Here is a 25,327-nt window from a genome sequence, read left to right on the forward strand (position 1 = left end):
CGCGGCCGAGACCGCGGCGCCCGGCCCGCGCCCCGCGCAGCCCGGTCCGCGTCCTGCCGCCCCCGGCCCGCGCCAGCAGCAGGCCCCCGGCCGTTCCGGTGGTCAGGGTGGTCGTCCGGGAGCCCCGCGCCCCGGCAACAACCCCTTCGCGTCCTCCCAGGGCATGGGTCAGCGTCCGGAGCGCGGCGAGCGCACCGACCGTACCGAGCGTCCGGAGCGGACCGACCGCCCCGCTCGCGACGGCGGCGCGCCGCGTCCCGGCGGGGCTCCCCGCCCCGGCGGCGGCCAGGGATCGGCCCGCCCGGGCAACAACCCCTTCGCCCCCTCGCAGGGCATGCCCCGCCCCCAGGCGCCGCGTCCCGGCGGTCAGGGTGGCGGCCAGGCCGGTGCGGCCGGGCCCCGTCCGGGCGGCCCGCGTCCCGCCGCACCTCGTCCCGGTGGCCCGCGGCCCACGCCCGGCGCCATGCCGACCCGGTCGTCGGTGCCCCGTCCCGGCGAGCGTCCCGCCCGTGGCGGCGGTGGTCGTCCCGGCGCCCCCGGCGGTGGTGGCTACGGTGCTCGTCCCGGTGGTGGCGGTGGCTTCGCCGGCCGTCCCGGTGGCGGTGGTCGTCCCGGCGGCGGCGCCGGTCGCGGTGGCACCCAGGGTGCCTTTGGTCGTGGCGGCAAGCCCGCTCGCGGACGCAAGAGCAAGCGCGCGAAGCGCCAGGAGTTCGAGCAGATGCAGGCGCCGTCCATCGGTGGCGTCACCGTGCCCCGTGGCGACGGCTCCACCGTCGTGCGCGTGCGTCGCGGCTCGTCGCTGACGGACTTCGCCGACCGCATCAACGCCAACCCGGCGTCCCTGGTGACCGTGCTCTTCCACCTCGGTGAGATGGCCACGGCCACGCAGTCCCTCGACGAGGACACCTTCAAGGTGCTCGGCGCGGAGCTCGGCTACGACATCCAGGTCGTGTCGCCGGAGGAGGAGGAGCAGGAGCTCTTCGCGTCCTTCAACATCGACCTCGAGGGCGAGGACTACGCCGACGAGGAGCTCCAGGCCCGGCCGCCGGTCGTCACGGTCATGGGTCACGTCGACCACGGCAAGACCCGCCTGCTGGACGCGATCCGCAACGCCAACGTCATCGCCACCGAGGCCGGCGGCATCACCCAGCACATCGGTGCCTACCAGGTCGCCGTCGAGCACGAGGGCGAGGAGCGCAAACTCACCGTCATCGACACCCCGGGTCACGAGGCCTTTACGGCCATGCGTGCGCGCGGCGCCAAGGTCACCGACATCGCGATCCTCGTCGTGGCCGCCGACGACGGCGTCATGCCGCAGACCATCGAGGCGCTCAACCACGCCCAGGCCGCGGACGTGCCGATCGTCGTCGCCGTCAACAAGATCGACGTCGACGGGGCCAACCCGGCCAAGGTGCGCCAGCAGCTGACCGAGTACAACCTGATCGCCGAGGAGTACGGCGGCGACACGATGTTCGTCGACATCTCGGCCAAGCAGGGTCAGAACATCGACCAGCTGCTCGAGGCCGTCCTGCTCACCGCGGACGCCGCCCTCGACCTGCGCGCCAACCCCGAGACCGACGCCCGCGGCGTTGCCATCGAGGCCAACCTCGACCGTGGTCGCGGCGCGACGGCGACCGTCCTCGTCCAACAGGGCACCCTGCGGGTCGGCGACGCCATCGTCGCCGGGTCGGCCCACGGCCGCGTCCGCGCGATGCTCGACGAGCACGGCAAGCAGGTCAAGGAGGCGACCCCGTCGCGTCCGGTCCAGGTGCTCGGTCTCGCGTCCGTGCCCCGCGCCGGCGACACCTTCGTGGTGGCCCCCGACGACCGCACGGCCCGTCAGATCGCCGAGAAGCGCGAGGCCGCCGACCGCCAGGCCAGCCTGGCCAAGGCCCGCAAGCGCATCTCGCTCGAGGACCTCAACGAGGCCCTTGCGGCCGGCAAGGTCGAGACGCTCAACCTCATCCTCAAGGGTGACGCGAGCGGCTCGGTCGAGGCGCTGGAGGATGCCCTCCTGCAGATCGACGTGGGCGACGAGGTCGACCTGCGGATCATCGACCGCGGCGTCGGCGCGATCACGATGAACAACATCAACCTCGCCGTCGCCTCCAACGCGGTCATCATCGGCTTCAACGTCCGCGCCGAGGGCCAGAACGCCGAGTACGCCGACCGTGAAGGCGTCGAGATCCGCTACTACTCGGTCATCTACCAGGCGATCGAGGAGATCGAGGCGGCCCTCAAGGGCATGCTCAAGCCTGAGTTCGAGGAGGTGGAGCTCGGCACCGCCGAGATCCGCGAGATCTTCCGCTCCAGCAAGTTCGGCAACATCGCCGGATCGATCGTCCGCAGCGGCGAGATCAGGCGCGGCGCCAAGGCCCGCATCACGCGCGACGGGGTCGTCGTCTCCGAGAATGTCGAGGTCGCCGGCCTGCGGCGGTTCAAGGACGACGTCACCGAGGTGCGCGAGGGCTTCGAGTGCGGCATCAACCTCGGGTCGTACAACGACCTGCAGGTCGGTGACCTCATCGCGACGTACGAGATGCGCGAGAAGCCGCGCGACTGATCGTCGGTCGACCCGGAGCCCCTCCTTCGGGGGGCTCCGGGTGCGGCGGCCGGGCCTATCCTCCGCCGCTCGTCCCTCGCGGCTCCCGCCAGGCCCACCACGGCCCGGCCACCGCTCCCTGGCGCCCCCAGCGGGTCCGGGCGCCTCACCTCGTGCGGCTGAAAGGCAAGTGAGTTGTCGTCCTATCTTGCGTTGGTGTCCCCGTCGCACAACCGGGTGTATGCCGACCAGGCGCCCGCCCTCATGGCGGCCGAGCTGCGTTGTGTGGCGGACGCGCTCCTGCCGGGCAGCGTCGGGGACATCGCGCCGGTCGAGGTGGCGGGCGTGGCCTACCTGGGCTTCGAGACGGCGGCCCCGCTGACCGGCGACCCGCTCCGGGCGGTGAGCGTGCTGTCCGGCATACAGGCCCTGTATCTGCGTGCGGGCGACGAGCATGGCGAGCTGCTCCGCCCGGTCGCGCTGGACCGGCCCGACCGGTTCCCGAGCGACCTGGTCACCATCCTCAAGTACCAGGGCAAGACCAACGAGCAGTTCACCCGACTGCTGCTCACCGTGACCGCGATGGCGACGGCCTGGCCCGAGCGCTACCTCGACGGCACCATGACCGTCCTGGACCCCATGTGCGGTCGCGGCACCACGCTCAGCACCGCCATCACCCTCGGTCTGGACGTCACCGGGATCGACCTCGACGCCAAGGACCGCGAGGCCTACCAGGCCTTCCTCAGCACCTACCTGCGCCAGCACCGGATCAAGCACCGGCTGACGTCCGGGGCCGTCCGCCGCAGCGGCAAGACCCTCGGTCACCGCTTCGACGTCGAGCTGGCGGCCGACAAGGACGACTACAAGGCGGGGCGCGTGCAGCACGTGACCTACCTCGGGGTCGACACGACCCGGCTCCAGGGCCTCCTGCCCGCCGGCCAGACCAACGTGGTCGTCGCCGACACGCCGTACGGCGTGCAGCACGGCAGCCACGGGGACCGCCTGGCCCGCAGCCCGCTCGACCTCCTCGACGCGGCGCTGCCCGGCTGGGTCCGGGCGCTGCGCACCGGGGGCGCGGTGGGGCTCGCCGTCAACCGCCACGTCGCTGCGCGCGCTGCCGTCACCGACCTGCTCGCGCGGCACGGGCTCACCGTCGTCGAGGCGGGTGGCTACGGTGGACTGCGTCACCGCGTCGACGCCTCCATCGACCGCGACATCGTGGTCGCCCGCAAGGGCTGACCACACGTACGACCAGCCCGTCGGCACCCACGCCGGCGGGACTCGACCCATCACGAAGGGGCACTCTCATGGCAGACCCGGCACGCGCCCGCAAGATCGCCGACCGCATCAAGGTCGTCGCGGCCGAGTACCTCGAGTACCGCCTCAAGGACGAGCGTCTCGGCTTCGTCACCCTCACGGACGTCCGCGTGACCGGTGACCTGCAGCACGCCTCGATCTTCTACACCGTCTTCGGCTCCGACGAGGAGCGAGAAGGCACTGCCGCGGCGCTGCAGGACAACCTCGGCCGCATCCGGTCCTACGTCGGCAAGGCGCTCGGCATCCGGCTCACCCCGAGCCTGGAGTTCATCGCCGATGCCCTCCCCGAGACGTCCTCGCAGATCGAGGACGCCCTGCGCAAGGCGCGCGAGCGGGACGAGGAGCTTGCCCGCCGGCGTGAGCAGGCCGCCTACGCCGGCGACGCCGACCCCTACAAGAAGCCTGCCGACGCCTCCTCGGAGCCCGCCGACGCCACCGATGCCACCGACGACAGCGACGACTCAGTCGACACCGACGACGGTTATGCCCCGGTCCCACCGCCCCCATCGGTCCGGGACGGCGGTGTGGACGCCGAGGAGGCGGCCCAGCTCGAGGACGTTGCGGCGCTGGACCTGGCCGACCAGGAGGAGGACGCCGCCCAGGGCACCGGGCGCGCCGATGGCTAGGAGCCGGGGCGCCGACGACGGCCCCGACGGGCTGCTCGTCGTCGACAAGCCGGCCGGCTGGACCAGCCACGACGTCGTCGGGCGGGTCCGCCGGCTGGCGGGCACGCGCAAGGTCGGTCACGCCGGCACGCTCGACCCCATGGCCACCGGGGTCCTGGTCCTCGGGCTCGGGCGAGGGACCAGGCTCCTGACCCATCTCGTCGGCTGCGACAAGGCCTACGACGCCACGATCCGGCTGGGGCAGGCGACGGTCACGGATGACGCCGAGGGCGAGCTGACGGCGGCCACACCGGTGGAGGGGGTCACGCCCGAGCGGGTAGCGGCCGCGGTCGCGGGCCTGACCGGCGCCATCGAGCAGGTCCCGAGCGCCGTGTCCGCGATCAAGGTCGACGGTCGCCGCTCCTACGCCCGGGTCCGGTCGGGCGAGGACGTCGAGCTGCCTGCGCGCCCGGTCACGGTGTCCCGCTTCGACATCCACGACCAGCGCGTGGCGGGGGAGACGGCCTACGACCTGGACGTGACCGTCGAGGTGAGCTCCGGCACCTATGTGCGCGCCCTCGCGCGCGACCTCGGGTCGGCCCTCGGCGTCGGTGGTCACCTCACCGCGCTGCGCCGCACCCGGGTGGGCGGCTACGCCCTGGACGTGGCGGCCGACCTCATGGACCTGACGGCTGCGTATGACGCCGCGCGCACCCGCCTCGGCGTGGACCGGCTCGACCGCGCGGACCTGCCGAGCCTGCCGCTGCTCGACCTGGCCACCGCGGCGCGCGCGCAGTTCCCGGCGCACGAGCTCAGCGCCGAGGAGGCCACGGCGCTGGGCTACGGCCAGCGGATCGCGTCGGCTGCGTCGACGTCGGGCTCGGGGCAGGGCGTGGTGGCGGGGTTCGCGCCGGACGGGCGCCTGGTGGCGCTGCTGGACGAGACGCGGCCGCAGGCCCGCAGCCTGGTCGTGCTGGCGCCGGCCGCGACCTGACGCCTGCGACCTCGCGTCCGCCCGTCGAGACGGTCTGCGGGACAGGTCATCCATAAGTGATGGTTATGGGTGTCCAAAGCCATTGTCCTGGCGTGGGCACCCATCCTCCACCGATCAGGAGACCCCCATGTCGCTGTTCCTCATCGAGCTCGTCCCCGCCGACCCCACCCGCGAGGGCGCCCAGGCGCTCATCGAGACCCTGGCCTCGCAGAGCACGGGCACCGGGGCGGAGCTCATCGAGTCTCAGGTGACCGCCGACGCCGGCCGGGTCTTCGCGGTGCTCGAGGCGGACGAGGCCGAGGCCCTCGCCCCCCTCGCGAGCGTCGACGGCGCCGCCGAGGTGACCGCTCCCGCGGAGGTCCGGCTCGTCGGCGCCGAGCTCGCCGACATCAAGGCTGCCCGTCCGCACGCGGGCTACCTCGTCGAGTGGGACCTGCCGGCCACTCTCGACATGGACACCTACCTGGCCAACAAGAAGGCCAAGTCCCCGCGCTACGCGCAGGTGCCCGAGGTGGCCTTCCTCCGCACCTACGTGCGCGAGGACATGCTCAAGTGCCTGTGCTTCTACGACGCTCCCGACCAGGACACCGTGGTCCGGGCCCGCGAGGTTGTCCAGACCCCCATCGACCGCCTGCACCAGCTCGCCTGAGGGTCGCCCCATGACGACAGTGACCGTGGACCCGGTCCGGACCTGGGCCGCGCAACGGGCCGAGCAGGTGGACCGCGGGGAGCTGGCCGCCTCCGAGGCGGTCGCGCTGCTGGCGGCCGACGGCCTGCTCGACCTGGGCGCAGACGACACCGCCGCCGCCGTCGCGGCCGCCGGCCCCAAGGCCGCCGTGCCGCTGCGGGCCATGGGCGACGTCATCGCGGCCGTGGCGGAGGAGTGCCTCAGCTCGGCGTTCAGCATCTGGGGCCACCGCATGGCCATCGAGTACTTCGCCCGGGGGCGGCGCTCGGCGCTGTCCGAGGACGCCTTCGCCGAGCTGCGCGCCGGCCGGGTCGTCGGGTGCTCCGCGATGGCGGCGGCCATGAAGCAGGCCTCCGGGCTCGGCGACCTCGGTGTCACCGGGCGGCGCGAAGGCGACGAGATCGTCCTGGACGGGTCGATTGCCTGGGCCTCCAACCTGGTCCCCGGTGCCGTCGTGGTGACGGCGGTGGACCTGGCAGGGGAGCCGCCGGTCGTCACGTGGTTCACCGTCGGCAGCGCGGGCGTGCAGGTGCAGCCCGCCCGGGGCCTGCTCGCGCTCGAGAGCACCGCCTCCGGCCGCGTGGTGCTGCAGGGTGTCCGCACCCCCGTCGAGGCGGTGCTGTCCGAGGACGTGCCGAGCTACGCCGCCGGCTTCCGGCCGACGCTGCTGCTCCTGCAGAGTGCCTTCTGCGTGGGGCTGACCCGATGCTGCGTGGCCGACGCCCTGGCCGGGGTCGCACGCCCGGAGACCCGCGCCCTCGACCGCGAGGTGCACGAGCTCCAGGCCCGCGCCGACGAGGTCGAGCGGCGCTGGCAGGAGGCCGTCGCCGACCCGGCGGCCGTGACCCGGCACGAGCTGCTGCGCCTGCGGCTCGACGCGAGCCACGTGTGCCAGGACGCGACGCGGCTGGCGGCGACCCTCGCGGGCGGCGGGGGCTACGTCGCGACCAGCACCGCCTCGCGCCGGTTGCGGGAGGCCGCCTTCCTGCCCGTCCAGTCGCCCTCGGAAGGACACCTGCGGTGGGAGCTCTCCTCGTCCAGCTGACGGACGTCGCCGTGACCTACGGATCACGGGTCGCCGTGCGCCGGGTCGACCTCGATGTCGAGCATGGCCGCCAGCTGGCCCTGCTCGGCCCGAGCGGGGCCGGCAAGTCCACGCTGCTGCACCTCCTCGCGGGGGAGCTGCACCCGAGCGCCGGCGCGGTGCACCGTCCGGGCACGCCCCGCATCGGCATGGTCTTCCAGCAGGCGCGGCTGATGCCCTGGCTCACCGTGCGGGACAACCTCGCGCTCGGCCACGCCTACGCGGCCAACGCCGACGTGCGCGACGCCCCGCTGGTCGACGAGCTGTTGGACCTGCTCGGCCTCACCGCGCACGCCGACGCCTACCCGGATCAGCTCTCCGGCGGCCAGGCGCAACGTGTCGCGCTGGGGCGCGCCCTGGCGGTGCGCCCTGACCTGCTGCTGCTCGACGAGCCGTTCAGCGCCCTGGACCCGGCGACCCGCGGCGAGCTGCAGGGCTGGCTGCGCCGACACCTCACGGAGCGGGGGCTCAGCAGCGTCGTCGTCACGCACGACATCGACGAGGCGCTCCTCGTCGCCGACGACGTCGTCGTGCTGCGGGCCGGCGGCACGGTCGCGCGGCGCTGGTCGATCACCCCCGCGACCAACCACGTCACGGCGGCCAGCCACCCGCTGCGGGCGCAGGTGCGCGCGGCATACGACGAACCCGCCCACGATAACGGCGCGCCCGAGCCCGGCAGCGACCGCGGGCGGCACGGGCGCCGGATCCATGTCTGAGCGCCACGCCCGTCCGACGCCGACCCGTCGCGAGCTGCTGCTGGCCACGGCGCGGGGCGGCGCGGCGCTCGGCCTGGCCGGCCTCACCGCCAACGGCGCCCGGATCGCCGTGGCGCCAACCGTGTCCGGCTGGCGCGACGACGCGGGTGCGCTGGGCCGGGAGCTGCGCATCGGCTACCTGCCCATCACCGATGCCGCGGCGCTGCTGACCGCCCACCAGCGTGGCTTCCTCGCCGACGCGGGGCTGCCCGCTGCACGCCCGGTGCTCTTCCGCGGCTGGGAGTCGCTGGCCCAGGCGTTCTTGGTCGGGGACGTCGACGTGGTCCACCTGCTGATGCCCTTTGCGCTGCAGCTGCGCCTCGCCCAGCATGCCGACGTGCGCGTGCTGGCCTGGGGCCACACCAACGGCTCGGCCCTGACCGTGGGCCGGTCCATCACCCGCACCGAGCAGCTCGCCGGGACGACGGTCGCCATCCCCTACTGGTGGAGCGTGCACAACGTGCTGCTGCAGCGGCTGCTCGCGGCCTCCGGGCTGCGAGCCGTGGTGCGCCAGGCACCGTCCGTCAGCGCCGGCACGGTGCAGCTCGTCGTGATGTCTCCGGCGGAGATGGTGCCCGCGCTGGCGTCAGGGCGGGTCAGTGGGTTCGTGGTGGCCGAGCCGTTCTGCTCCGTGGCGGAGGTCAAGGGGGTCGGGCGCGTGCTGCGCTTCCTCGGTGACGTCTGGCACGACCACGCCTGCTGCGGCATCGCGGTCCGCGGCGACCTCGTCGACGCCCACCCGGCCGCGGCCCAGGCGCTCACGACCGGTGTCGTCCAGGCCCAGCAGTGGCTGGAGGGTCACCGCGCCGACGCCGCGGCTGTGCTCGGGGCCGAGGGCGGCTACCTGCCCCAGCCCGCCGCAGCCGTGTCCCGGGTGATCACGGGGCGGCGGCCACCGGCCACGATCACCCGCCACCCCGGCTGGCAGGGCCAGCGGCTGGGCTTCAGCGCCTACCCCCGGCCCGGCTACACGGCGGAGCTGGCCTCGCTCATGCAGGCCACGACCGTCGACGGCGACCGGGGATTCCTCCGCGGGATCGACCCGGGGACCGTGCACGCCGGTCTCGTCGACGAGCGGTTCGTGCGGCAGGCGGCCCGCGACCTGCACCTGCCGCTGCCCGTCACGACTCCCGAGGAGGTCGCCCCATGACCGATCCCCGTCACCGGGCGCTGCCCGCCGTGGTCGGCCTCCTCGCCGCGGTCGCGGTGTGGTGGCTCGTGACCGACGTGCTGCTCGCGCGGTGGCCACTGATCCCGCAATTCTCGCCCGTGCGCACCTGGCAGGGGCTGGTCGAGCTCGCCCGCGACGGGCGGCTGCTCACCGACGCCTCCATCAGCGTGTTCCGGCTCGCTAGCGGTCTCGCGATCGCCACCACGGTGGGTGTCCTCGTGGGCGCGCTCGTCGGGCTGGTCCCGTGGATCGACGCGGCGACCCGGCCGGTGCTGCTCTTCCTGCGCATGGTGTCCCCCCTGTCCTGGGCCCCCGTCGCCATCGCGCTGATCGGCATCGGGGACGTCCCCGTCATCGCGCTGGTCGCGGCCACGGCCGTCTGGCCCGTCCTGATGGCCACGGTCGAGGGCGTCGGGCGCGTGGACGCCGGGCACCTGGAGGTGGCCCGCACCCTCGGGGCCTCGCGCCGCGAGACGGTGCGCTCGGTGGTCGTGCCGTCGGTGCAGCCCTTCGTGCTCTCGGGGCTGCGCGCCGCCATCGGCATCGCCTGGGTGGTGCTCGTGCCCGCCGAGATGCTCGGGGTCACCTCGGGGCTCGGCTACGAGATCCTCAACTCCAAGGACCAGCTCGCCTACCACCACGTCACCGCGCTGATCGTCGTCATCGGCACGATCGGCTTCGCCGTGGACCTCGTGGCGCGCCGGGCCCTGCGCAGCCGGCGGGAGCGTGACGAGGAGCGACGTTCGGTCACCCGCCCCACCCACGACCCCCTGGAGGCTCTCGTATGACGATCCGCGTGGTCGCCCTCAGCGCGGGGCTACGGCCCACGTCGGCCACCGCCGCTTGGCCGACCTGCTGCTGACGGCCTGCGAGGAGCATCTGGGGCCGCGGCAGGAGCACCTCCCGGTCGCGGAAGACGTCCGGACCGGCTGCACGTGGCCCCGACCAGCGTCCTCGCCGCACCCCCGGACTGGTCGGAGGACGGCTCGGTCCTCCCGGACCTGCCCCCGGACTTGCTCACAGGCTCGGGGGACGCCGAGGCTCCGAACAGGGGAGAGTGTGAGATGCATCCTTCCTTTTATCGGTGCGACCAGGCACACTCGCCCCAAAGCTACCCATGGGTCACCCCCGCACCCACCCTCGACGTGGAGGAGAAGTCATGCCGTTGCTGTCCGCCAAGGACGAGAAGGTCGACTGGGCCGTCATCGACAACCGGATGGAGAGCGTCGCGCACGTCTTCCGTGACCGGGCGGCCAGGACGCCCGACGGAGCCGGGTTCCAGCACTTCCGCGGTGACGAGCTGCAGACGCTGACCTGGAGGCAGGTCAAGGAGCGTGCCTACGACCTCGCCGCCGGGCTCATCGTCCTCGGCGTCCAGCACGAGGACCGGGTGGCCGTGGCGTCGACCACCCGCCTGGAGTGGGCCCTGGCGGACCTGGCCATCATGTGCAGCGGCACCGCGACGAGCACCGTCTACCCGACGACCATCGCCAGCGAGGTCGCGTTCATCATCGCCGACTCGGGCAGCAGGGTCGTCTTCGCCGAGGACGACACCCAGGTCGCCAAGGTCCGCGAGCAGCGCGACCAGCTCCCCGACGTGATCAAGGTCGTGACCTTCGACGGGACCTCGGACGGGGACTGGGTCATCACCCTCGACGAGCTCGCCGAGCTCGGGCGGGCGGCGCTCGCGGAGGACCCCGACCTGGTCGACCGGCGCATCGACGGGATCTCCCGCGACCACATGGCCACGCTCATCTACACCTCCGGCACGACGGGCCGGCCCAAGGGCGCGATCCTTACCCACGACTGCATCGTCTACGAGGGCGCCGCCGTCGACGCGGTGCAGCTCGTCACCCAGGACGACCTGCAGTACCTCTGGCTGCCCCTCTCGCACGTCATGGGCAAGCTGCTGCTCGCGCTGTCCTTCCAGGTGGGGTTCCCCACCTGCATCGACGGCCGCATCGACAAGATCGTCGAGAACATGGAGATCGTGAAGCCCACCTTCATGGGAGCGGCGCCCAGGATCTTCGAGAAGGCCTACGCCCGCATCAACACCGTCCTCATGGAGGGGTCGCCGCAGAAGGTCAAGATCGCGACCTGGGCCCTCGGGGTGGGGCGTCGGGTGGCCGAGCTGAAGGAGCGGGGCGAGCCGATCCCCGTCCCGCTGCGGCTGCAGCACCGCGTGGCGGACCGTCTGGTGCTCAGCAAGGTTCGCGCGCGCTTCGGCGGTCGGATCAAGTCCATGGTGTCCGGTTCGGCCAAGCTGGACCCCGAGATCGCGCGCTGGTTCGCCTCCTGTGGTCTGCTCATCATCGAGGGCTACGGCCTGTCCGAGACGAGCTCCGCGTCCTCTGTCAACCGGCCGACCCCAGGGAGCTACACCTTCGGCACGGTGGGGTGGCCGGTGCCGGGGACCCAGTTCAAGACCGGCGAGGACGGCGAGATCCTGATGAAGGGCCCGGGCGTCATGCGCGGCTACCACAACGCCCCCGAGCTGACCGAGCAGGTCTTCACCGACGGGTGGTTCCACACCGGTGACATCGGCGAGATCGACGAGCGCGGCTTCGTCCGCATCACCGACCGCAAGAAGGACGTCTTCAAGACCTCCGCCGGCAAGTACGTCGCACCCTCGCAGATCGAGATCCAGTTCAAGGGCCTGTGCCCCTACGCGAGCCAGTTCATCGTCTACGGCAGCGAGCGCAACTACGTCACAGCTCTGGTGGCGCTGGACGAGGCCATGATCATGCCCTGGGCCGAGGAGCACGGCCTCGCCGGCAGGACCTACGCCGAGGTGGTCGCCTCGCCCGAGGCGGAGCAGCTGATCCAGGGGTATGTCGACCGGCTCAACAGCGGGCTCAACCGCTGGGAGACGGTCAAGCGCTTCTCGATCCTGCCTCGCGACCTCACCGTGGAGGACGGGGAGCTGACCCCGAGCCTCAAGCTCAAGCGCAAGGTGGTCTCCGAGCGCTTCGCCGAGCAGGTCGAGAGCAACTACAGCACCTGACGAGGCGCTGGCGCGTCGGCCCAGCAGCTTGGTCACGTGTGGGTGGTCTGGGCGTGGCGCTGGCGCGTCGGCCCAGCAGCTTTGTCACGCATGGGCCGAGATCGCCGAGCTGCGTGGGTCGGGGAGGCAGGAGGCGGCGGCATACACGCAGGCGGTCTCCCTGCCCGCGGCACAGCGGCGGGCGCAGGTGCTGGCCGACGTGGGCCGGCGCCGTCGCCCGGGCGACTAGAGTTGGGACGTGCATCGATGGAATGACCTGTCCCAGATCCCCGCGGACCTCGGCCCGACGGTCGTGACGCTGGGCAACTTCGACGGGGTCCACCGGGGGCACAAGGCGGTCCTGCAGGCGGTCCTGCAGCTGGCGTCCGAGCGCGGTGCGCAGACGGTGGCCGTGACCTTCGACCCCCACCCCGTCGCGGTGCTGCACCCGGAGCGTGCGCCCGCCCCCGTCACCTCCCTCGAGCACCGCCTCGACCTCATCGAGCACGTCGGCCTCGACGCGGTCCTCGTGCAGGAGTTCACCCGTGAGCTCGCCCAGATGTCGCCTGAGGACTACGCCCGCACGGTCTTCGTCGACGCGTTGCACGCGTGCGCCGTGGTCGTCGGCGAGGACACCCGCTTCGGCCACAAGAACTCCGGCGACGCGGCGACGCTGCGCGAGCTCGGCGCCCGCTACGGCTTCGAGGTGCTGACCGTCGCCGACCTGGGGGAGGGGCAGCGCTGGTCCTCGAGCCTGGTCCGCCAACGGCTGGGCGACGGCGACGTGGCCGGGGCAGCAGCGGTGCTGGGGCGCCCGCATCGGGTGATGGGCACCGTCGTGCACGGCGACCACCGCGGTCGCGAGCTCGGCTACCCGACCGCCAACCTCACCCAGGACGCCGAGGGCATGATCCCGGCGGACGGCGTGTATGCCGGGTGGCTCACGCGGGTCGCCCTGGACGACGACCAGGAACGCGTGCTGCCCGCCGCCATCTCTGTGGGGACCAACCCGACCTTCGAGGGCACGCAGCGGCGCGTCGAGGCCTATGTCCTCGACCGCACCGACCTCGACCTCTATGGCGAGCAGGTGGCGGTCGAGTTCGTCGAGCGGCTGCGTCCCACGCTGAAGTTCGACTCCGTCGAGGAGCTGCTGAAAGTGATGGCAGACGACGTGCAGCGCTGCCGCGAGGTGCTCTCCTCGATCGTGCCGGCCTGACCGTGCCGCTCGAGCGGCCGGGGCGTGGCGCGACGTGGTCCGTCCTCGCTCCGTTACCGGTGAGTAGGTAGGGTCGGCTCATGCCGCTGCCCCGACGCCTCCCCCGCACCTACGCCGACCTGACCGCCTTCCTCGGGTCCGCCGAGGCCATGCGGAGACTCATGAACCTCTGGCCGCCGTTCCTGTGCTCCGGCATCCACATCATGGCGATCAGCGAGGACTTCCGCCACGTCGCCGTGCGCCTGCGCAAGCACCGGCTCACGGCCAACTACGTGGGGACGCAGTACGGCGGCTCGCTCTACTCCATGACCGACCCCTTCTGGATGCTGCTGGTGCTGCGCAACCTCGGCTCGGACTACGTGGTGTGGGACAGGGCCGCCGAGATCGAGTTCGTCTCGCCCGGCCGCACCGAGGTGTCCACCGAGTTCCGGCTCACCGACGCCCATCTCGAGCAGATCCGCCACGAGACCGCGGGCGGCGACAAGTGCCTCGTGTGGTTCGACAACGAGGTCGTCGGGACCGACGGCACGGTGGTGGCCCGGGTGCGCAAGCAGGTCTATGTCCGGCGCAAGCGCGACCGGGGTCCCGTCACCGGCTGAACGCCGCTCACGGGTTGGTCGCCGAGCTGACGATCAGCGCGATGCCGCCGCCCACCGACAGGACCGCGCGGACCGTGTCGGCCCGCGTCCACTCGGTGGGGTAGCCCCGCCACACCGGCCCCCCCACAGCACGGCCGCGCTCAGCGCCGCCGCGCCGACGATGTCTCCGAAGGATCGGCCACCGGTCGCAGGCCTCTCGGCGACCGAGTCGCCGGACGTCACGACCTTGTGGATCGGGGCGTGCGTCGGGTCCGGCTGCGGCGGCCACACCGAGGGGGAGGGCGTGACCAGACATCACTGGCAGGACACCCGGTCCGACCGAGGTCAGACCGTGAGATCGACCCCTTCGCGATCGTCCAGGTCCTCGGCCTCGATGGTGCGCAGCTGCTCGACGGAGGGGTCGTCCTCCTCACGCAACCGCCAGGCGTGCCGCCCGATGGCGCCCTCGAGCGTGTTGCGGGCGAACCGCCCGTTGCCGAAGGACTCCCCACGCGGCGTCGCGGCCAAGATCTCGCGGAAGCGCGTGATCGCGCCCTCGGACAGGTCGTAGTCATTCTTGGCCGACAGGTCCTTGATGATCCCCACGAGCTCGTCGTCGGTGTAGTCCTCGAACTCGATGACCGTGTTGAACCGGCTCTGCAGCCCGGGGTTGGTGCGGATGAACTCCGCCATCGGCTCGGGGTAACCGGCCACGATGACGACGAGGTCGGCGCGGTGGTCCTCCATCTCCTTGACGAGGGTGTCGATGGCCTCCTTGCCGTACTGGTCGCCGTTGAGCGCGTAGGCCTCGTCGATGAACAGGACTCCGCCGAGCGCGGATCCGACGACCTCGGAGGTCTTGGTCGCGGTCTGCCCGAGGTAGCCCGCGACCAGCTCGGAGCGGTCGACCTCGACCAGCTGGCCCTTGCTCAGCAGACCGAGCGCGCGATAGATCCCACCGACCAGGCGGGCGACGGTGGTCTTGCCGGTGCCCGGGTTGCCGGTGAAGACGAGGTGGCGGGTCAGCGTGGCGGACCGCAGCCCGGCCTTCTCGCGCTTGGCCTCCATCTGCAGCAGGGCGACCTGCCGGTGCACCTCGCGCTTGACCCGGGCGAGCCCGACCAGGGCATCGAGCTCGGCCAGCAGCTCGTCGACGGACTTCTCCGGCTCGGGAGGCGCCACCGGCTCGGCAGGCTCGCTCGGGCTGGTGGCAGCGGCGCCGGGGGCGGTCGGCCGCCCGGGGGCGCCGGGTGCGCCCGGGTCGGTCGGGGGAGGACCGGCCGGTATGCCGGGTGGCGTCGGCGGGGCGGGGTGGGGCGCATCGGCCACGGACGGGGGGCGCAGCCCGCGCAGCGCCTGCAGGGTCGCCGCCTCGAGCGCCCGCAGCTGCTCGCGCACGGAGTCGGACGACGAGGACGGGGACGACGTCGGCGCGGCGCCCCGCGGCGTGGGGGTGACCCCGGGTGGGGCCGGCGCGTCCGGCATACGGCCGGGTGGTGCTGTCCCCGCCCCGGGCCCCGGCGAGCCCGGTGCACCCGCCGCGGCCAGCTGGGCACCGGCGGAGGTCGTCGCGCGACCGACGGCGCCGGAGTCGGCACCCGGCACGGTGCACGCGGCCGTGGCGACCTCGGCGAGGGCGGACGCATAGGCCGCGGTGTGGAACGAGCCGTCGGCAAGCAGGCCCGTCAGCAGCGTCGACGGGGACGAGGCGAACCGACGACCGCGCGGCGCGTGCTCGAAGAACTCCGACGCCGACCGCCCGAGCTCGGCCGCCCAGGAGGCGTGGACGGTGCTGCCCGGGCGCGAGGTCTGGAGCACGGCGGCCGACATCGCCAGGCCCTCGTCGCGGACCTGCCCGGGGTCGAGCCCGGCCGTGCGACCCACCTCGACCAGGGCGTCGACCGACGCCCGCAGACCGCCGGGGGCCGACCCGCTCACTGGCTGAGGTCGAGCGAGCCGGCGGCGCGGCGCTCGTCGGTCTGGCGGACGCGAGCGAGGTACTCCTGGCTCTTGGACACCTCGCCCTCGAGCGTGCCGATCGTGGTGGCCATGGTGTCCAGGGCCTCGTTGCGGAAGCTGTCGATGGCGTCCATGGTGGTGTAGATGTTCTGGAAGGCCGCCTGCAGCTGCGGCAGCCCGATCGTCGCGGACGCCGCCTGGCGCTGGATCTCGACGGAGTTGTCGCGCAGCAGCTCGGAGGTGCGCTCGATCATCGTCGAGGTGGTCTGGTTGAGCGCGGTGATCTGCTCGAGGACGAGCTTCTGGTTGTTGAGGGCCTGGGCCACGATGACGGCCGTGCGCAGGGCGGAGACCGTGGTGGTGGAGGCACGGTCGACGCCCTTGATGAGCTCGATGTTGTTCTTGATGACGATGTCGATGGCCAGGTAGTTCTGGATCGACACGGCCAGCTGGGTGAGCAGGTCCTGGTGCTTCTGGCGGACGTAGAAGAGCACGTCCTCGCGCAGGGCCTTGGCCTTGTCGGGGTCGCTGACGTCGAGCTCGGCGATCTGCGCCGCGACCTTGGCGTCGAGCCGCTCCGCGACGTAGATGTACTGGTTGAGCAGGCCCATCGTCGTCCAGAGCTGCTGCTTCTCCTGGTTGAGCGCGACGTTGTCCTGCTGCAGCTCGGCCTGGCCGTTCTTGAGGGCCTGGAGGATCCCGTCGAGGTGCCCCTGCGCGGACTCGTATCGCCGGAAGTAGTCGGTGACCTTGTCGCCGAAGGGGATCATCCCGAGGAACTTCTTGGAGCCGCGCGCCTGGCTGGGGTCGAGGTCCTCGACCGTGCGGCGCAGGTCCAGCAGCGTCTTGCCGACGCCCGACTCCTGCGACAGGCCCCCCTTCTGCAGGGCGGTGACGGGGGTCTTGAGCAGGCGGTTGGAGGTCTCGGCGGCCTTGCGGATCTCGGCGTCCCCCATCGTGCGCACGTCCGCCGCCTTGGCCTCGAACTCCGGCGACTTGGCCTGCGCGCCGGTCAGGGCCGAGAGGTAGTCGTCGACCTTGGCGTCCAGGCCCGGCATCGCCGACGGGTCGACCGCCGGGGCCATCTTGGGGGCCTGGGTGGCCTGCACGGGCGCCGGGGCGGGCGGGGCCTCGAGGCGCAGGGCGGGCTCGGTGGCGGTGGCGGTCGCCGGAGGGGGCGTGAGCGGCTCGGTCATGGGGTCTCCTCGAACGGTCCGGTGGCGGTCTGGCTCCAGCCTGTCACGAGTCGACGAGTCCTGGGTGGACGTGGTCGTCTCTTACCCTGGAGTCATGCCCATCACCCAGAACGCCCCCGGCACCCTGCGTCACGAGACGCCTGGCGCCTCGTACTACGAGGCCCTCGAACCGTTGCTGGAGCGGGTCAGCAAGCCCATCCAGTATGTCGGTGGCGAGCTCAACTCCACCGTCAAGGACTGGCACTGCGGCGGTCACGGGCCGTCCGGCGAGGACCTGACCGTGCGGTGGGCCCTGATGTACCCCGATGCGTACGAGGTCGGCGTGCCCAACCAGGGGATGATGATCCTCTACGAGGTGCTCAACGAGCAGCCGTTCGCGCTGGCCGAGCGGACCTACTCGGTGTGGGCCGACATGGAGGAGCAGCTGCGTGCCGCCGGTCTGCCGCAGCTCACCGTCGACGGGCACCGCGCGGTGCGGGACTTCGACCTGTTCGGCATCTCCTTCTCCACCGAGCTGGGCTACACCAACCTCCTCGCGGCCCTCGACCTCGCGGGCATCCCGCTGCACGCCGCCGACCGCGGCGAGGACGACCCCATCGTCGTGATGGGCGGGCACGCGTCGTTCAACCCCGAGCCGATGGCGGACTTCGTCGACTGCGCCATCGTCGGTGACGGCGAGGAGGCCGTGCTGCGCGCGACCGAGCTGGTCCGCGCGTGGAAGGCCGCCGGGCGACCGGGCGGGCGCGACGGCATACTGCTCCGGCTCGCGCAGACCGGCGGTGTCTATGTCCCGAGCCTGTATGCCGTGACCTATCGCCCCGACGGGCAGATCGAGGCGGTCACGCCCACCGCACCCGGGGTCCCCGAGCGGGTGTCCAAGCACACCGTCATGGACCTCGACGCGTGGCCCTACCCCAAGCAGCCGCTGGTGCCGCTCGCCGAGTCGGTGCACGAGCGCATGTCGGTCGAGATCTTCCGCGGGTGCACGCGTGGTTGCCGGTTCTGCCAGGCCGGGATGATCACCCGCCCCGTGCGCGAGCGGTCCATCACCGGCATCGGCGAGATGGTCGAGCGCGGCCTGGCCGCGACGGGCTTCGAGGAGGTCGGGCTGCTGTCGCTGTCGTCGGCCGACCACACCGAGATCGGCGACATCACCCGCGGCCTCGCCGACCGCTACGAGGGGACGCAGACCGGGCTGTCGCTGCCCTCGACCCGCGTCGACGCCTTCAACATCGACCTGGCCAACGAGCTGACCCGCAACGGGCGGCGCTCCGGGCTGACCTTCGCCCCCGAGGGCGGGTCCGAGCGGATCCGCAAGGTCATCAACAAGATGGTGACCGAGGAGGACCTGATCAAGACCGTGGCCGCGGCCTACGGCGCGGGCTGGCGGCAGGTCAAGCTCTACTTCATGTGCGGGCTGCCGACCGAGACCGACGAGGACGTCCTGCAGATCGCCGAGCTCGCCAAGCGCGTCATCGAGACGGGGCGCCAGGTCTCGGGCCGCAAGGACATCCGCTGCACCGTCTCGATCGGCGGGTTCGTGCCCAAGGCGCACACGCCCTTCCAGTGGGCCTCGCAGCTCTCGCCCGAGGCCACCGACGCGCGCCTGGCCAAGCTCCGCGAGTCGATCCGCTCCGACAAGCGGTTCGGCTCCTCGATCGGCTTCCGCTACCACGACGGCGAGCCCGGTCAGGTCGAGGGCCTGCTGTCCCGCGGCGACCGGCGCGTGGGGCGTGTGATCGAGGCGGTCTACCGCGACGGCGGGCGGATGGACGGCTGGAGCGAGCACTTCTCCTACGACCGGTGGATGCGCTGCGCCGACGTCGCGCTGGCGGGGACCGGGGTCGACGTCGGCTGGTACACCCAGCGCGAGCGCGACGAGGACGAGGTCCTGCCCTGGGACCACATCGACTCCGGGCTCGACAAGCAATGGCTCTGGGACGACTGGCAGGACGCACTCAACCTCAACGAGGTCGACGACTGCCGCTGGACGCCGTGCTTCGAGTGCGGCGTGTGCCCGCAGATGGGCACGACGATCGAGACCGGGCCGACGGGGCGCAAGCTCCTGCCCCTGTCGGTCGCCAACCCAGGCACGGCGGCGCTGCGCGCGGCGTCGGTGGGCGTGCCGTCGGCGGCCGGCGGAGAGGGCGCCGGGATGCGGGTCTCGACGGACGACGGCTCCGACGCCTGAGGGGCGGGTCGGCATACGGACCCTGGGCTCGGCGCATGGTCACCGTCGAGCTGCGGGCGTCGTGGGCGTCGGACCACGGGCGCGCGGGGGACCTCGCCGAGCTGCGGCGCCAGGTCGTGGGCTGATTGCGGCCGAGGCCGAGTCGCGACGCATCTGGGCGGCGTTCAGCGAGGACGAGCCGGTGGGCATGGTGTCGCTGTTCGTCGACAGCCGTATGCCGGAACTGGCCCGGGAACTGACCAGTCGGCGGGATTGGGGGTTGGGGGGCGGGGTCAGGCGCGGGGGAGGGCGAGGGGCAGGACCCGGGCGCCGGGCAGGGAGGCGAGCGCAGACCCCTCCACCAGGACCTTGGCGCCCCGCACCCCACCGCCCACCACCACCGGGCCGGCCGCGACCACCCCGTCGTCCACGAGGATCAGCCAGTCCTCGGGCAGCCCGATCGGGGTGATGCCCCCCTGGATCATCCCGGTCCGCGTCTCGGCGTCCTCCTGGTCGGCGAAGGACACCTTGCGCACCCCCAGCTCCTTGCGCACCACCTTGTTGATGTCGGCGCGGTCGGTGGCCAGGACCATCACGGCGGCGTAGGTGACCTCGTCGCCGCGGCGGCCCGCGACGACGACGCAGTTGGCCGAGGCGTCGGGCGCGACGTCATACGTCTCGCAGAAGGTCGCGGTGTCCGCGAGGTGCGGGTCGATCTCGGCGACGCGGGCGCCCGGGACCAGGTGCGCGGCGGCGGCCACGGGCGGGGCAACCAGGTCTGCGCGGTCGGCGAGGGGGAGCCAGGTCAGGTTTCCTTCGGCGCTGGGCATGGGTCGACGCTAACCGTCCCAGAGCGCGACCCGCCGCTGTCGTCTCGCCTGGTGATCGGGGAGGATGCCGGTATGACGACCGCCCTTGACCTGGTGCCGGAGCTGCAGCGCGCGGGGGTGCGGGACATCCGTGCGGACGCGCTGACGCTGGGCATGTACTCCACCGACGCGTCGCTGTATCGCGTGGTCCCGCAGGTCGTCGTCTGCCCGCACGACGCCGCCGAGGTGGCGGCCGTGCTCGACGTGTGCCGCCGCACCGGGGTGCCGCTCACGAGTCGGGGCGCGGGCACGAGCTGCGCGGGCAACGCCGTCGGTCCGGGGGTCGTCCTGGACTTCTCGCGCCACATGGGGCGGGTCCTGTCGATCGACGCCGAGGCCCGCACCGCCGTGGTCGAGCCGGGCGCGATCCACGCGACCCTGCAGCGTGCCGCGGTGCCGCACGGGGTGCGCTTCGGACCCGACCCGTCCAGCCACACCCGGTGCACGGTCGGCGGCATGATCGGCAACAACGCGTGCGGCAACCGGGCGCTGGGCTACGGCCGCACGTCGGACAACGTCGCCGGGATGGTCGCCCTGACGGGCCTCGGGCACGAGCTGCGCCTGACGACAGGGGTGCTCGGTGACGCGCCGACCGTGTCGACGACCGGCGACGGTGGCGGCGCCGCGCAGGTCGAGGCCGTGCGCTCGCTCGTCGGCGCCAACCTCGCGACGATCCGCACCGAGCTGGGCCGGTTCGGTCGCCAGGTGTCGGGCTATGCGTGCGAGCACCTGCTCCCCGAGCGGGGATTCGACCTGGGGCGGGCGCTCGTCGGGTCCGAGGGGACCCTCGCCGTCGTCACCGAGGCCACCGTGCGCCTCGTCACCGATCCCGCTGAGAAGACCCTGGTGGTGCTGGGGTTCGACGACATCTATGCCGCCGGCGACGTCGCCCCACTGATGAAGCAGCTGGGCGCGGTGGCCTCCGAGGGGATCGACCGGCGCATCGTCGACGTCGTGCGGGCTCGGCTGGGCGACAACGCCGTCCCCGACCTGCCCGAGGGCAACGCCTGGCTCTTCGTCGAGCCGGTGGCCGAGTCGGTCGACGAGCTCCGTACGCGCGTGGCCGATCTCGTCGGCGCCGTCGGGGCGCGCTCGCACCGCGTCGTCGGCGACCCGGTCGAGGGCCGGGCCCTGTGGCGCATCCGCGAGGACGGGGCGGGGCTCGCGGGACGGACGCCGCGTGACCGCCCGGGCCACGCAGGGTGGGAGGACGCCGCGGTGCCACCCGAGTCCTTCGGCGCCTACCTGCGCGAGTTCGACGCCTTGCTGGAGCAGCACGACCTCACGGGCCTGCCGTACGGCCACTTCGGGGACGGGTGCCTGCACATTCGCCTGGACTTCGACCTCGAGAGGCGCGGCGGCACTGAACGCTTCCGCGAGTTCCTCTTTGCCTCAGCCGATCTCGTGGCGCGCTATGGCGGGTCAGTGTCTGGCGAGCACGGTGACGGACGGGCCCGCTCCGAGCTGCTGCCGCGGATGTACTCGCCCGGCGCGATCGACCTGTTCCGCGGGCTCAAGCGCGCGCTGGACCCCGACAACCTGCTCAACCCGGGCGTGCTCGTCGACCCGGACCCGGTGGACGCCCACGTGAGAGTCGCTGTGGCGCAGCAGGTCTCGACGGGCCGCGACCGGCTCGCCTTCCACTACCCCGCCGACGCGGGGGACTTCACGCAGGCCGTGCACCGCTGCACCGGCGTCGGGAAGTGCCGCGCCGACCATGCCCCGGGCGCCGTGTCGGTGATGTGCCCGTCATACCTCGCGACCCGGGAGGAGAAGGACTCGACCCGAGGCCGGGCCCGCGCCCTGCAGGAGATGCTGAGCCCGTTCTCGGCCATCAAGGACTGGCGGGCGCCCGAGGTGCACGAGGCCCTGGACCTGTGCCTGTCGTGCAAGGGGTGCGCGTCGGACTGCCCGACCGGCATCGACATGGCGACCTACAAGGCCGAGGTGCTCCACCAGAGCTATCGAGGCCGGCTGCGCCCACCGTCGCACTACGCCCTGGGGTGGCTGCCCGCGTGGTCGCGGCTCGCCAGCCGGAGCCCGCGGATCACCAACGCTCTCATGGGTGCTCCCGGCGTGGCCAAGGTCGGCATGAAGGCCGCCGGCGTCGACCCGCGCCGATCCCTGCCGCGGTTCGCGGAGCAGACCTTCCGCGGGTGGTTCGCCGAGCACGGCGCCGATGCCGCCGCCGAGGGCTCGCCCGGCCGACCCGTCGTCATCTTCGTCGACAGCTTCGTCGAGCACTTCTCGCCCCAGGTCGGGATCGATGCGGTGCGGGTGCTGCGCGCGGCCGGCTACACCCCGATCGTGACCGGACGCCAGGTCTGCTGCGGCCTCACGTGGATCTCCACGGGGCAGCTGGACAGCGCCCGTCGGATCCTCACCAAGGCGGTCCGCGAGCTTGATCCGTATGTCGTCCAAGGCATCCCGATCGTCGGCCTCGAGCCCAGCTGCACGGCGGCGTTGCGGCACGACGTCGTCGACCTGCTCGGCACCGACGCCGCCCGGCGCGTCGCCGGGGGAGTGCTGACGCTCGCCGAGCTGCTCGACCGCACCGAGGGGTGGACCCCACCGGACCTGACCGGGGTCGAGGTCGTCGCGCAGCCGCACTGCCACCACGCCTCGATCCTCGGCTGGGGGGCGGACGCGGCCCTGCTGGAGCGCGCGGGTGCCGACGTGGTCCGGCTCGGGGGATGCTGCGGCCTGGCCGGCAACTTCGGGGTCGAGCAGGGGCACTACGACGTGTCGGTGGCGGTGGCCGAGCAGCAGCTGCTGCCCGCGGTGCGGGAGGCGGGGCCGCAGGCCGTGGTGCTCGCCGACGGCTTCAGCTGCCGCACCCAGCTCGACGACCTCGCCCACCGCGAGGGCGTGCACCTGGCGACCCTCCTCGCGACCTACCCGAGGTCAGGCCGGGTCGAGCGCTTCGGCCCGGCGCAGGTCGGCCGCGAGGACCTCGCGCTGCTCGCGCCGGTGCGCACGCAGCGACCACGCGACGGCACCCGCCCAGACGGCGGCGATCACGGCATACGAGAGGTTCTGCACGGCGCCGGAGGCGTCGATCCAGTCGCTGCGCAGCAGGGTGCGGACGTTGGTCAGCACGATCAGACCGCCGACGGCCGAGCCGAGGATGCGCGGGGGGAGGTGCCGGACCAGCCAGGCCGCGATCGGGGCCGCGATCAGGCCGCCGATCAGCAGCGCGAGTGCCATGCCGGGCACCACGGCGCCGCCGCCGAGCCCGACGAAGAAGCCCACGGACGCGGCGATCGCCACCAAGAACTCGGAGGCGTCGATCGACCCGATCACCTTGCGCGGCTCGAGGCGGCCGCTGGCGAGGATGGCGGGCGTGCCCACCGGGCCCCAGCCACCGCCGCCCGTGGCGTCGACGAAGCCGGCCACGAAGCCCAGCGGCGACAAGAAGCGTCGACGCAGCGGCTTGCCGAGGTGCTCGGTCGTCACGCTCTGGACGGTGAACCGCACCAGGATGTAGACGCCGAGCGTCAGCAGCACCAGCGACATGACGGGGGCGGCGACCTCGGTGGACAGCCAGGACAGGACGGTCGCGCCGAGGAAGGCGCCGATCGCGCCGGGCACGCCGATGCGGGCGACGACCTTCCAGTCGATGTTGCCGAATCTCCAGTGGCTGACGCCCGAGGCGAGGGTGGTGCCGATCTCGGCGAGGTGCACGGTGGCGGAGGCAGAGGCGGGGTTGATCCCGGCGGCGAGCAGCAGGGTGGACGACGTGACGCCGTACGCCATGCCGAGGCTGCCGTCGATGAGCTGGGCGATCAGTCCGACGATCGCAAGGATGATGAGGGAGGGCATGCGGGGGCTCCTGGGGACACGCGATGGGTTGGGGGCGGAAGCGGGTCAGCGACAGAGCTGGCTGGCAACGCGCTGCAGGTCCACGTGCCGGCGCACGACGCGCATCAGGTGCATGGCGTTGTCCTCGGGGAGGGGGGCATGCGAGGAGAGTAGGGAGGCGGTTCTTATGGAGTCAATAACATCGGCTTATGTCTCACGATCTGGGTTGCGGTATGCCGACGCCGCCCGTGCGCCGAGCCCGTCGGCAGCAGGCCACCGCCCAGCCTGGCTCCCGTAACCTTGGGCCTCATGGCTCGTCAGCGCACCCCCGAAGGCCCCCCTCCGCCGCCCGCGGTGCAGAAGATCCGGCTGCGCTACGCCAAGCGCGGTCGGCTGCGCTTCTCCTCGACGCGGGACTTCCAGCGGGCGCTCGAGCGGGCGCTGCGCCGGGCGGGCGTGCCGATGGCCTACTCCGCGGGCTTCCACCCGCACCCCAAGATCAGCTACGCCAACGCGGCGCCGACGGGGACGGCGAGCGAGGCCGAGTACTTCGAGATCTCCGTGACCGAGCCGGTCGACCCGGCGCGTGTGGCCGCCGCCCTCGACGAGGCGCTGCCGCACGGCCTCGACGTCCTCGAGGCCGCGGATGCGTTGCCGGGGTCGCTGGCCGACCGGCTGCAGGCCTCGGAGTGGATCGTCGAGCTGCGCGGGCTCGACGACGACGAGCGCGCGCAGGTCGAGCGGACCGTGGCGGCCTTCCTGCTGGCCGGGTCGGTCGAGATCAGCCGTATGACGAAGAGCGGCAACCGCACCTTCGACGTCCGATCGGCGGTGCTCGGCCTCGACCTGGAGGGTGCCGGCGAGCGGGCCGCGGCGAGCGGGGTCACCGTCAGCGCGGACGCGCAGCTGCTGCGGGTCCTGCTGCGGCATACGACCCCGACGGTCCGTCCCGACGACGTGATCGCGGCGCTCGCGGCGACGGGGGAGGGCCTGCCGCAGGTCACCCCGCTGATGACCCGGCTGGTGCAAGGCCCCTGGTCGGACGCCGACGCCACGGTCGGCGACCCCCTGCGCTGAGCGCCCGCCGAGCCCGCCGGGCATGCCGGGAGCGCCACGCCCGGGTGCGCGTGGCCCGGCGAGCCGAGGGGCGGGTCCGGCGCGCTGTGCGATACTGCTGGAGGTCACGGTGCGACCCACTTCGTGCCGCTGACCCGACGACATCACGGCGACGTGCGGCGTCGCGACCGATCTGGTCGCCCGTCTCGCCCGACGACCGAGCCGACCGGCTCCGTCGACGTGATGGCGGCGGCACCACGTGAGTGACGCGCCTGGCGCGAGCCACGCGGTGCAGCAGACGACTTCCGTCGTCGGGGCAACCTGCTCCGCTGACGACGACGAC

The 25,327-nt window shown here is 72.7% G+C and carries 18 protein-coding genes and 1 pseudogene; 15 read left to right on the forward strand and 4 right to left on the reverse strand.

What is annotated here, in order from left to right:
- The 12 genes from infB to GGG17_RS06475 form a co-directional block, all read left to right on the forward strand.
- Positions 1 to 2,563, forward strand: a 2,563-nt coding sequence (infB, locus tag GGG17_RS06425; RefSeq protein WP_154592944.1) for a translation initiation factor IF-2, incomplete at its 5' end; no start/stop codon positions are given.
- 195 nt (positions 2,564 to 2,758) lie between these two features.
- The gene (locus GGG17_RS17110) at positions 2,759 to 3,781 is read left to right on the forward strand and encodes a TRM11 family SAM-dependent methyltransferase (protein ID WP_288799206.1); all 1,023 of its coding nucleotides are present in this window, start codon (positions 2,759 to 2,761) and stop codon (positions 3,779 to 3,781) included.
- Between the two features lie 68 nt (positions 3,782 to 3,849).
- Complete coding sequence (gene rbfA / locus GGG17_RS06435; RefSeq protein WP_154592945.1) at positions 3,850 to 4,485, forward strand: 30S ribosome-binding factor RbfA; 636 nt, start codon at positions 3,850 to 3,852, stop codon at positions 4,483 to 4,485.
- The gene (gene truB / locus GGG17_RS06440; protein ID WP_154592946.1) at positions 4,478 to 5,458 is read left to right on the forward strand and encodes a tRNA pseudouridine(55) synthase TruB; all 981 of its coding nucleotides are present in this window, start codon (positions 4,478 to 4,480) and stop codon (positions 5,456 to 5,458) included. Before rbfA ends, truB begins: the two co-directional genes overlap by 8 nt.
- Before the next feature lie 127 nt (positions 5,459 to 5,585).
- A complete protein-coding gene (locus tag GGG17_RS06445; protein ID WP_154592947.1) occupies positions 5,586 to 6,107 on the forward strand; it encodes a DUF4242 domain-containing protein in 522 nt (173 codons plus the stop codon).
- Positions 6,108 to 6,117: 10 nt separating this feature from the next.
- Positions 6,118 to 7,191, forward strand: coding sequence for an acyl-CoA dehydrogenase family protein (locus GGG17_RS16360; RefSeq protein ID WP_230082763.1), 1,074 nt, complete (start codon positions 6,118 to 6,120; stop codon positions 7,189 to 7,191).
- Positions 7,167 to 7,946: an ABC transporter ATP-binding protein gene (locus tag GGG17_RS16365; RefSeq protein ID WP_311966477.1), complete on the forward strand. Its 780-nt coding sequence runs from the start codon at positions 7,167 to 7,169 to the stop codon at positions 7,944 to 7,946. The genes GGG17_RS16360 and GGG17_RS16365 overlap by 25 nt, the downstream gene beginning before the upstream one ends.
- A complete protein-coding gene (locus GGG17_RS06455) occupies positions 7,939 to 9,135 on the forward strand; it encodes an ABC transporter substrate-binding protein (protein ID WP_154592949.1) in 1,197 nt (398 codons plus the stop codon). Before GGG17_RS16365 ends, GGG17_RS06455 begins: the two co-directional genes overlap by 8 nt.
- Positions 9,132 to 9,944 carry an ABC transporter permease gene (locus GGG17_RS06460; protein WP_154592950.1) on the forward strand — a complete coding sequence of 271 codons (813 nt, stop codon included), beginning with the start codon at positions 9,132 to 9,134 and terminating at the stop codon, positions 9,942 to 9,944. Before GGG17_RS06455 ends, GGG17_RS06460 begins: the two co-directional genes overlap by 4 nt.
- Positions 9,945 to 10,315: 371 nt before the next feature.
- Entirely contained in the window at positions 10,316 to 12,160 is a 1,845-nt protein-coding gene (locus GGG17_RS06465; RefSeq protein ID WP_154592951.1) for an AMP-dependent synthetase/ligase, read from the forward strand.
- 238 nt (positions 12,161 to 12,398) lie between these two features.
- A complete protein-coding gene (locus GGG17_RS06470; RefSeq protein ID WP_288800190.1) occupies positions 12,399 to 13,355 on the forward strand; it encodes a bifunctional riboflavin kinase/FAD synthetase in 957 nt (318 codons plus the stop codon).
- 80 nt (positions 13,356 to 13,435) lie between these two features.
- On the forward strand, positions 13,436 to 13,954 hold the full coding sequence (locus tag GGG17_RS06475; RefSeq protein WP_230082764.1) for a DUF4442 domain-containing protein: 519 nt from the start codon (positions 13,436 to 13,438) through the stop codon (positions 13,952 to 13,954).
- Between the two features lie 324 nt (positions 13,955 to 14,278).
- Here GGG17_RS06475 and GGG17_RS06480 read toward each other — a convergent pair whose 3' ends face one another.
- Both GGG17_RS06480 and GGG17_RS06485 read right to left on the reverse strand, forming a co-directional pair.
- Positions 14,279 to 15,871: an AAA family ATPase gene (locus GGG17_RS06480; RefSeq protein WP_311966478.1), complete on the reverse strand. Its 1,593-nt coding sequence runs from the start codon at positions 15,869 to 15,871 to the stop codon at positions 14,279 to 14,281.
- Positions 15,868 to 17,088: a toxic anion resistance protein gene (locus GGG17_RS06485; protein ID WP_154592952.1), complete on the reverse strand. Its 1,221-nt coding sequence runs from the start codon at positions 17,086 to 17,088 to the stop codon at positions 15,868 to 15,870. The genes GGG17_RS06480 and GGG17_RS06485 overlap by 4 nt, the downstream gene beginning before the upstream one ends.
- A 94-nt stretch (positions 17,089 to 17,182) precedes the next feature.
- Here GGG17_RS06485 and GGG17_RS06490 point away from each other — a divergent pair, with 94 nt between their 5' ends.
- Complete coding sequence (locus GGG17_RS06490) at positions 17,183 to 19,279, forward strand: TIGR03960 family B12-binding radical SAM protein (RefSeq protein WP_154592953.1); 2,097 nt, start codon at positions 17,183 to 17,185, stop codon at positions 19,277 to 19,279.
- Between the two features lie 272 nt (positions 19,280 to 19,551).
- Here the strand turns inward: GGG17_RS06490 and GGG17_RS06495 are convergent, their stop codons facing one another.
- On the reverse strand, positions 19,552 to 20,088 hold the full coding sequence (locus GGG17_RS06495) for a YbaK/EbsC family protein (RefSeq protein WP_154592954.1): 537 nt from the start codon (positions 20,086 to 20,088) through the stop codon (positions 19,552 to 19,554).
- 153 nt (positions 20,089 to 20,241) lie between these two features.
- On the opposite strand from GGG17_RS06495, the pseudogene GGG17_RS17115 reads away from it, so the two are divergent.
- Positions 20,242 to 22,584, forward strand: a pseudogene (locus tag GGG17_RS17115) (FAD-binding and (Fe-S)-binding domain-containing protein); the annotation flags it as partial.
- 447 nt (positions 22,585 to 23,031) lie between these two features.
- On the opposite strand, the gene GGG17_RS16370 reads toward GGG17_RS17115, so the two are convergent.
- Positions 23,032 to 23,949: a sulfite exporter TauE/SafE family protein gene (locus tag GGG17_RS16370; RefSeq protein ID WP_230082773.1), complete on the reverse strand. Its 918-nt coding sequence runs from the start codon at positions 23,947 to 23,949 to the stop codon at positions 23,032 to 23,034.
- Between the two features lie 288 nt (positions 23,950 to 24,237).
- On the opposite strand from GGG17_RS16370, the gene GGG17_RS06505 reads away from it, so the two are divergent.
- Positions 24,238 to 25,005, forward strand: coding sequence for a TIGR03936 family radical SAM-associated protein (locus tag GGG17_RS06505; RefSeq protein WP_154592956.1), 768 nt, complete (start codon positions 24,238 to 24,240; stop codon positions 25,003 to 25,005).
- The last annotated feature ends 322 nt before the right edge of the window (positions 25,006 to 25,327 follow it).

Origin of the sequence: Arsenicicoccus cauae, assembly GCF_009707125.1 — a bacterium.
Lineage (GTDB): Bacteria > Actinomycetota > Actinomycetes > Actinomycetales > Dermatophilaceae > Arsenicicoccus > Arsenicicoccus cauae.

Bases quoted from the DNA above. Each gene is read 5' to 3' on its own strand.
- rbfA (WP_154592945.1), top strand. From the start codon at position 3,850: ATGGCAGACCCGGCACGCGCCCGCAAGATCGCCGACCGCATCAAGGTC.
- truB (WP_154592946.1), top strand. From the start codon at position 4,478: ATGGCTAGGAGCCGGGGCGCCGACGACGGCCCCGACGGGCTGCTCGTC.
- GGG17_RS06445 (WP_154592947.1), top strand. From the start codon at position 5,586: ATGTCGCTGTTCCTCATCGAGCTCGTCCCCGCCGACCCCACCCGCGAG.
- GGG17_RS16360 (WP_230082763.1), top strand. From the start codon at position 6,118: ATGACGACAGTGACCGTGGACCCGGTCCGGACCTGGGCCGCGCAACGG.
- GGG17_RS06455 (WP_154592949.1), top strand. From the start codon at position 7,939: ATGTCTGAGCGCCACGCCCGTCCGACGCCGACCCGTCGCGAGCTGCTG.
- GGG17_RS06460 (WP_154592950.1), top strand. From the start codon at position 9,132: ATGACCGATCCCCGTCACCGGGCGCTGCCCGCCGTGGTCGGCCTCCTC.
- GGG17_RS06465 (WP_154592951.1), top strand. From the start codon at position 10,316: ATGCCGTTGCTGTCCGCCAAGGACGAGAAGGTCGACTGGGCCGTCATC.
- GGG17_RS06475 (WP_230082764.1), top strand. From the start codon at position 13,436: ATGCCGCTGCCCCGACGCCTCCCCCGCACCTACGCCGACCTGACCGCC.
- GGG17_RS06485 (WP_154592952.1), bottom strand. From the start codon at position 17,088: ATGACCGAGCCGCTCACGCCCCCTCCGGCGACCGCCACCGCCACCGAG.
- GGG17_RS06490 (WP_154592953.1), top strand. From the start codon at position 17,183: ATGCCCATCACCCAGAACGCCCCCGGCACCCTGCGTCACGAGACGCCT.
- GGG17_RS06495 (WP_154592954.1), bottom strand. From the start codon at position 20,088: ATGCCCAGCGCCGAAGGAAACCTGACCTGGCTCCCCCTCGCCGACCGC.
- GGG17_RS16370 (WP_230082773.1), bottom strand. From the start codon at position 23,949: ATGCCCTCCCTCATCATCCTTGCGATCGTCGGACTGATCGCCCAGCTC.
- GGG17_RS06505 (WP_154592956.1), top strand. From the start codon at position 24,238: ATGGCTCGTCAGCGCACCCCCGAAGGCCCCCCTCCGCCGCCCGCGGTG.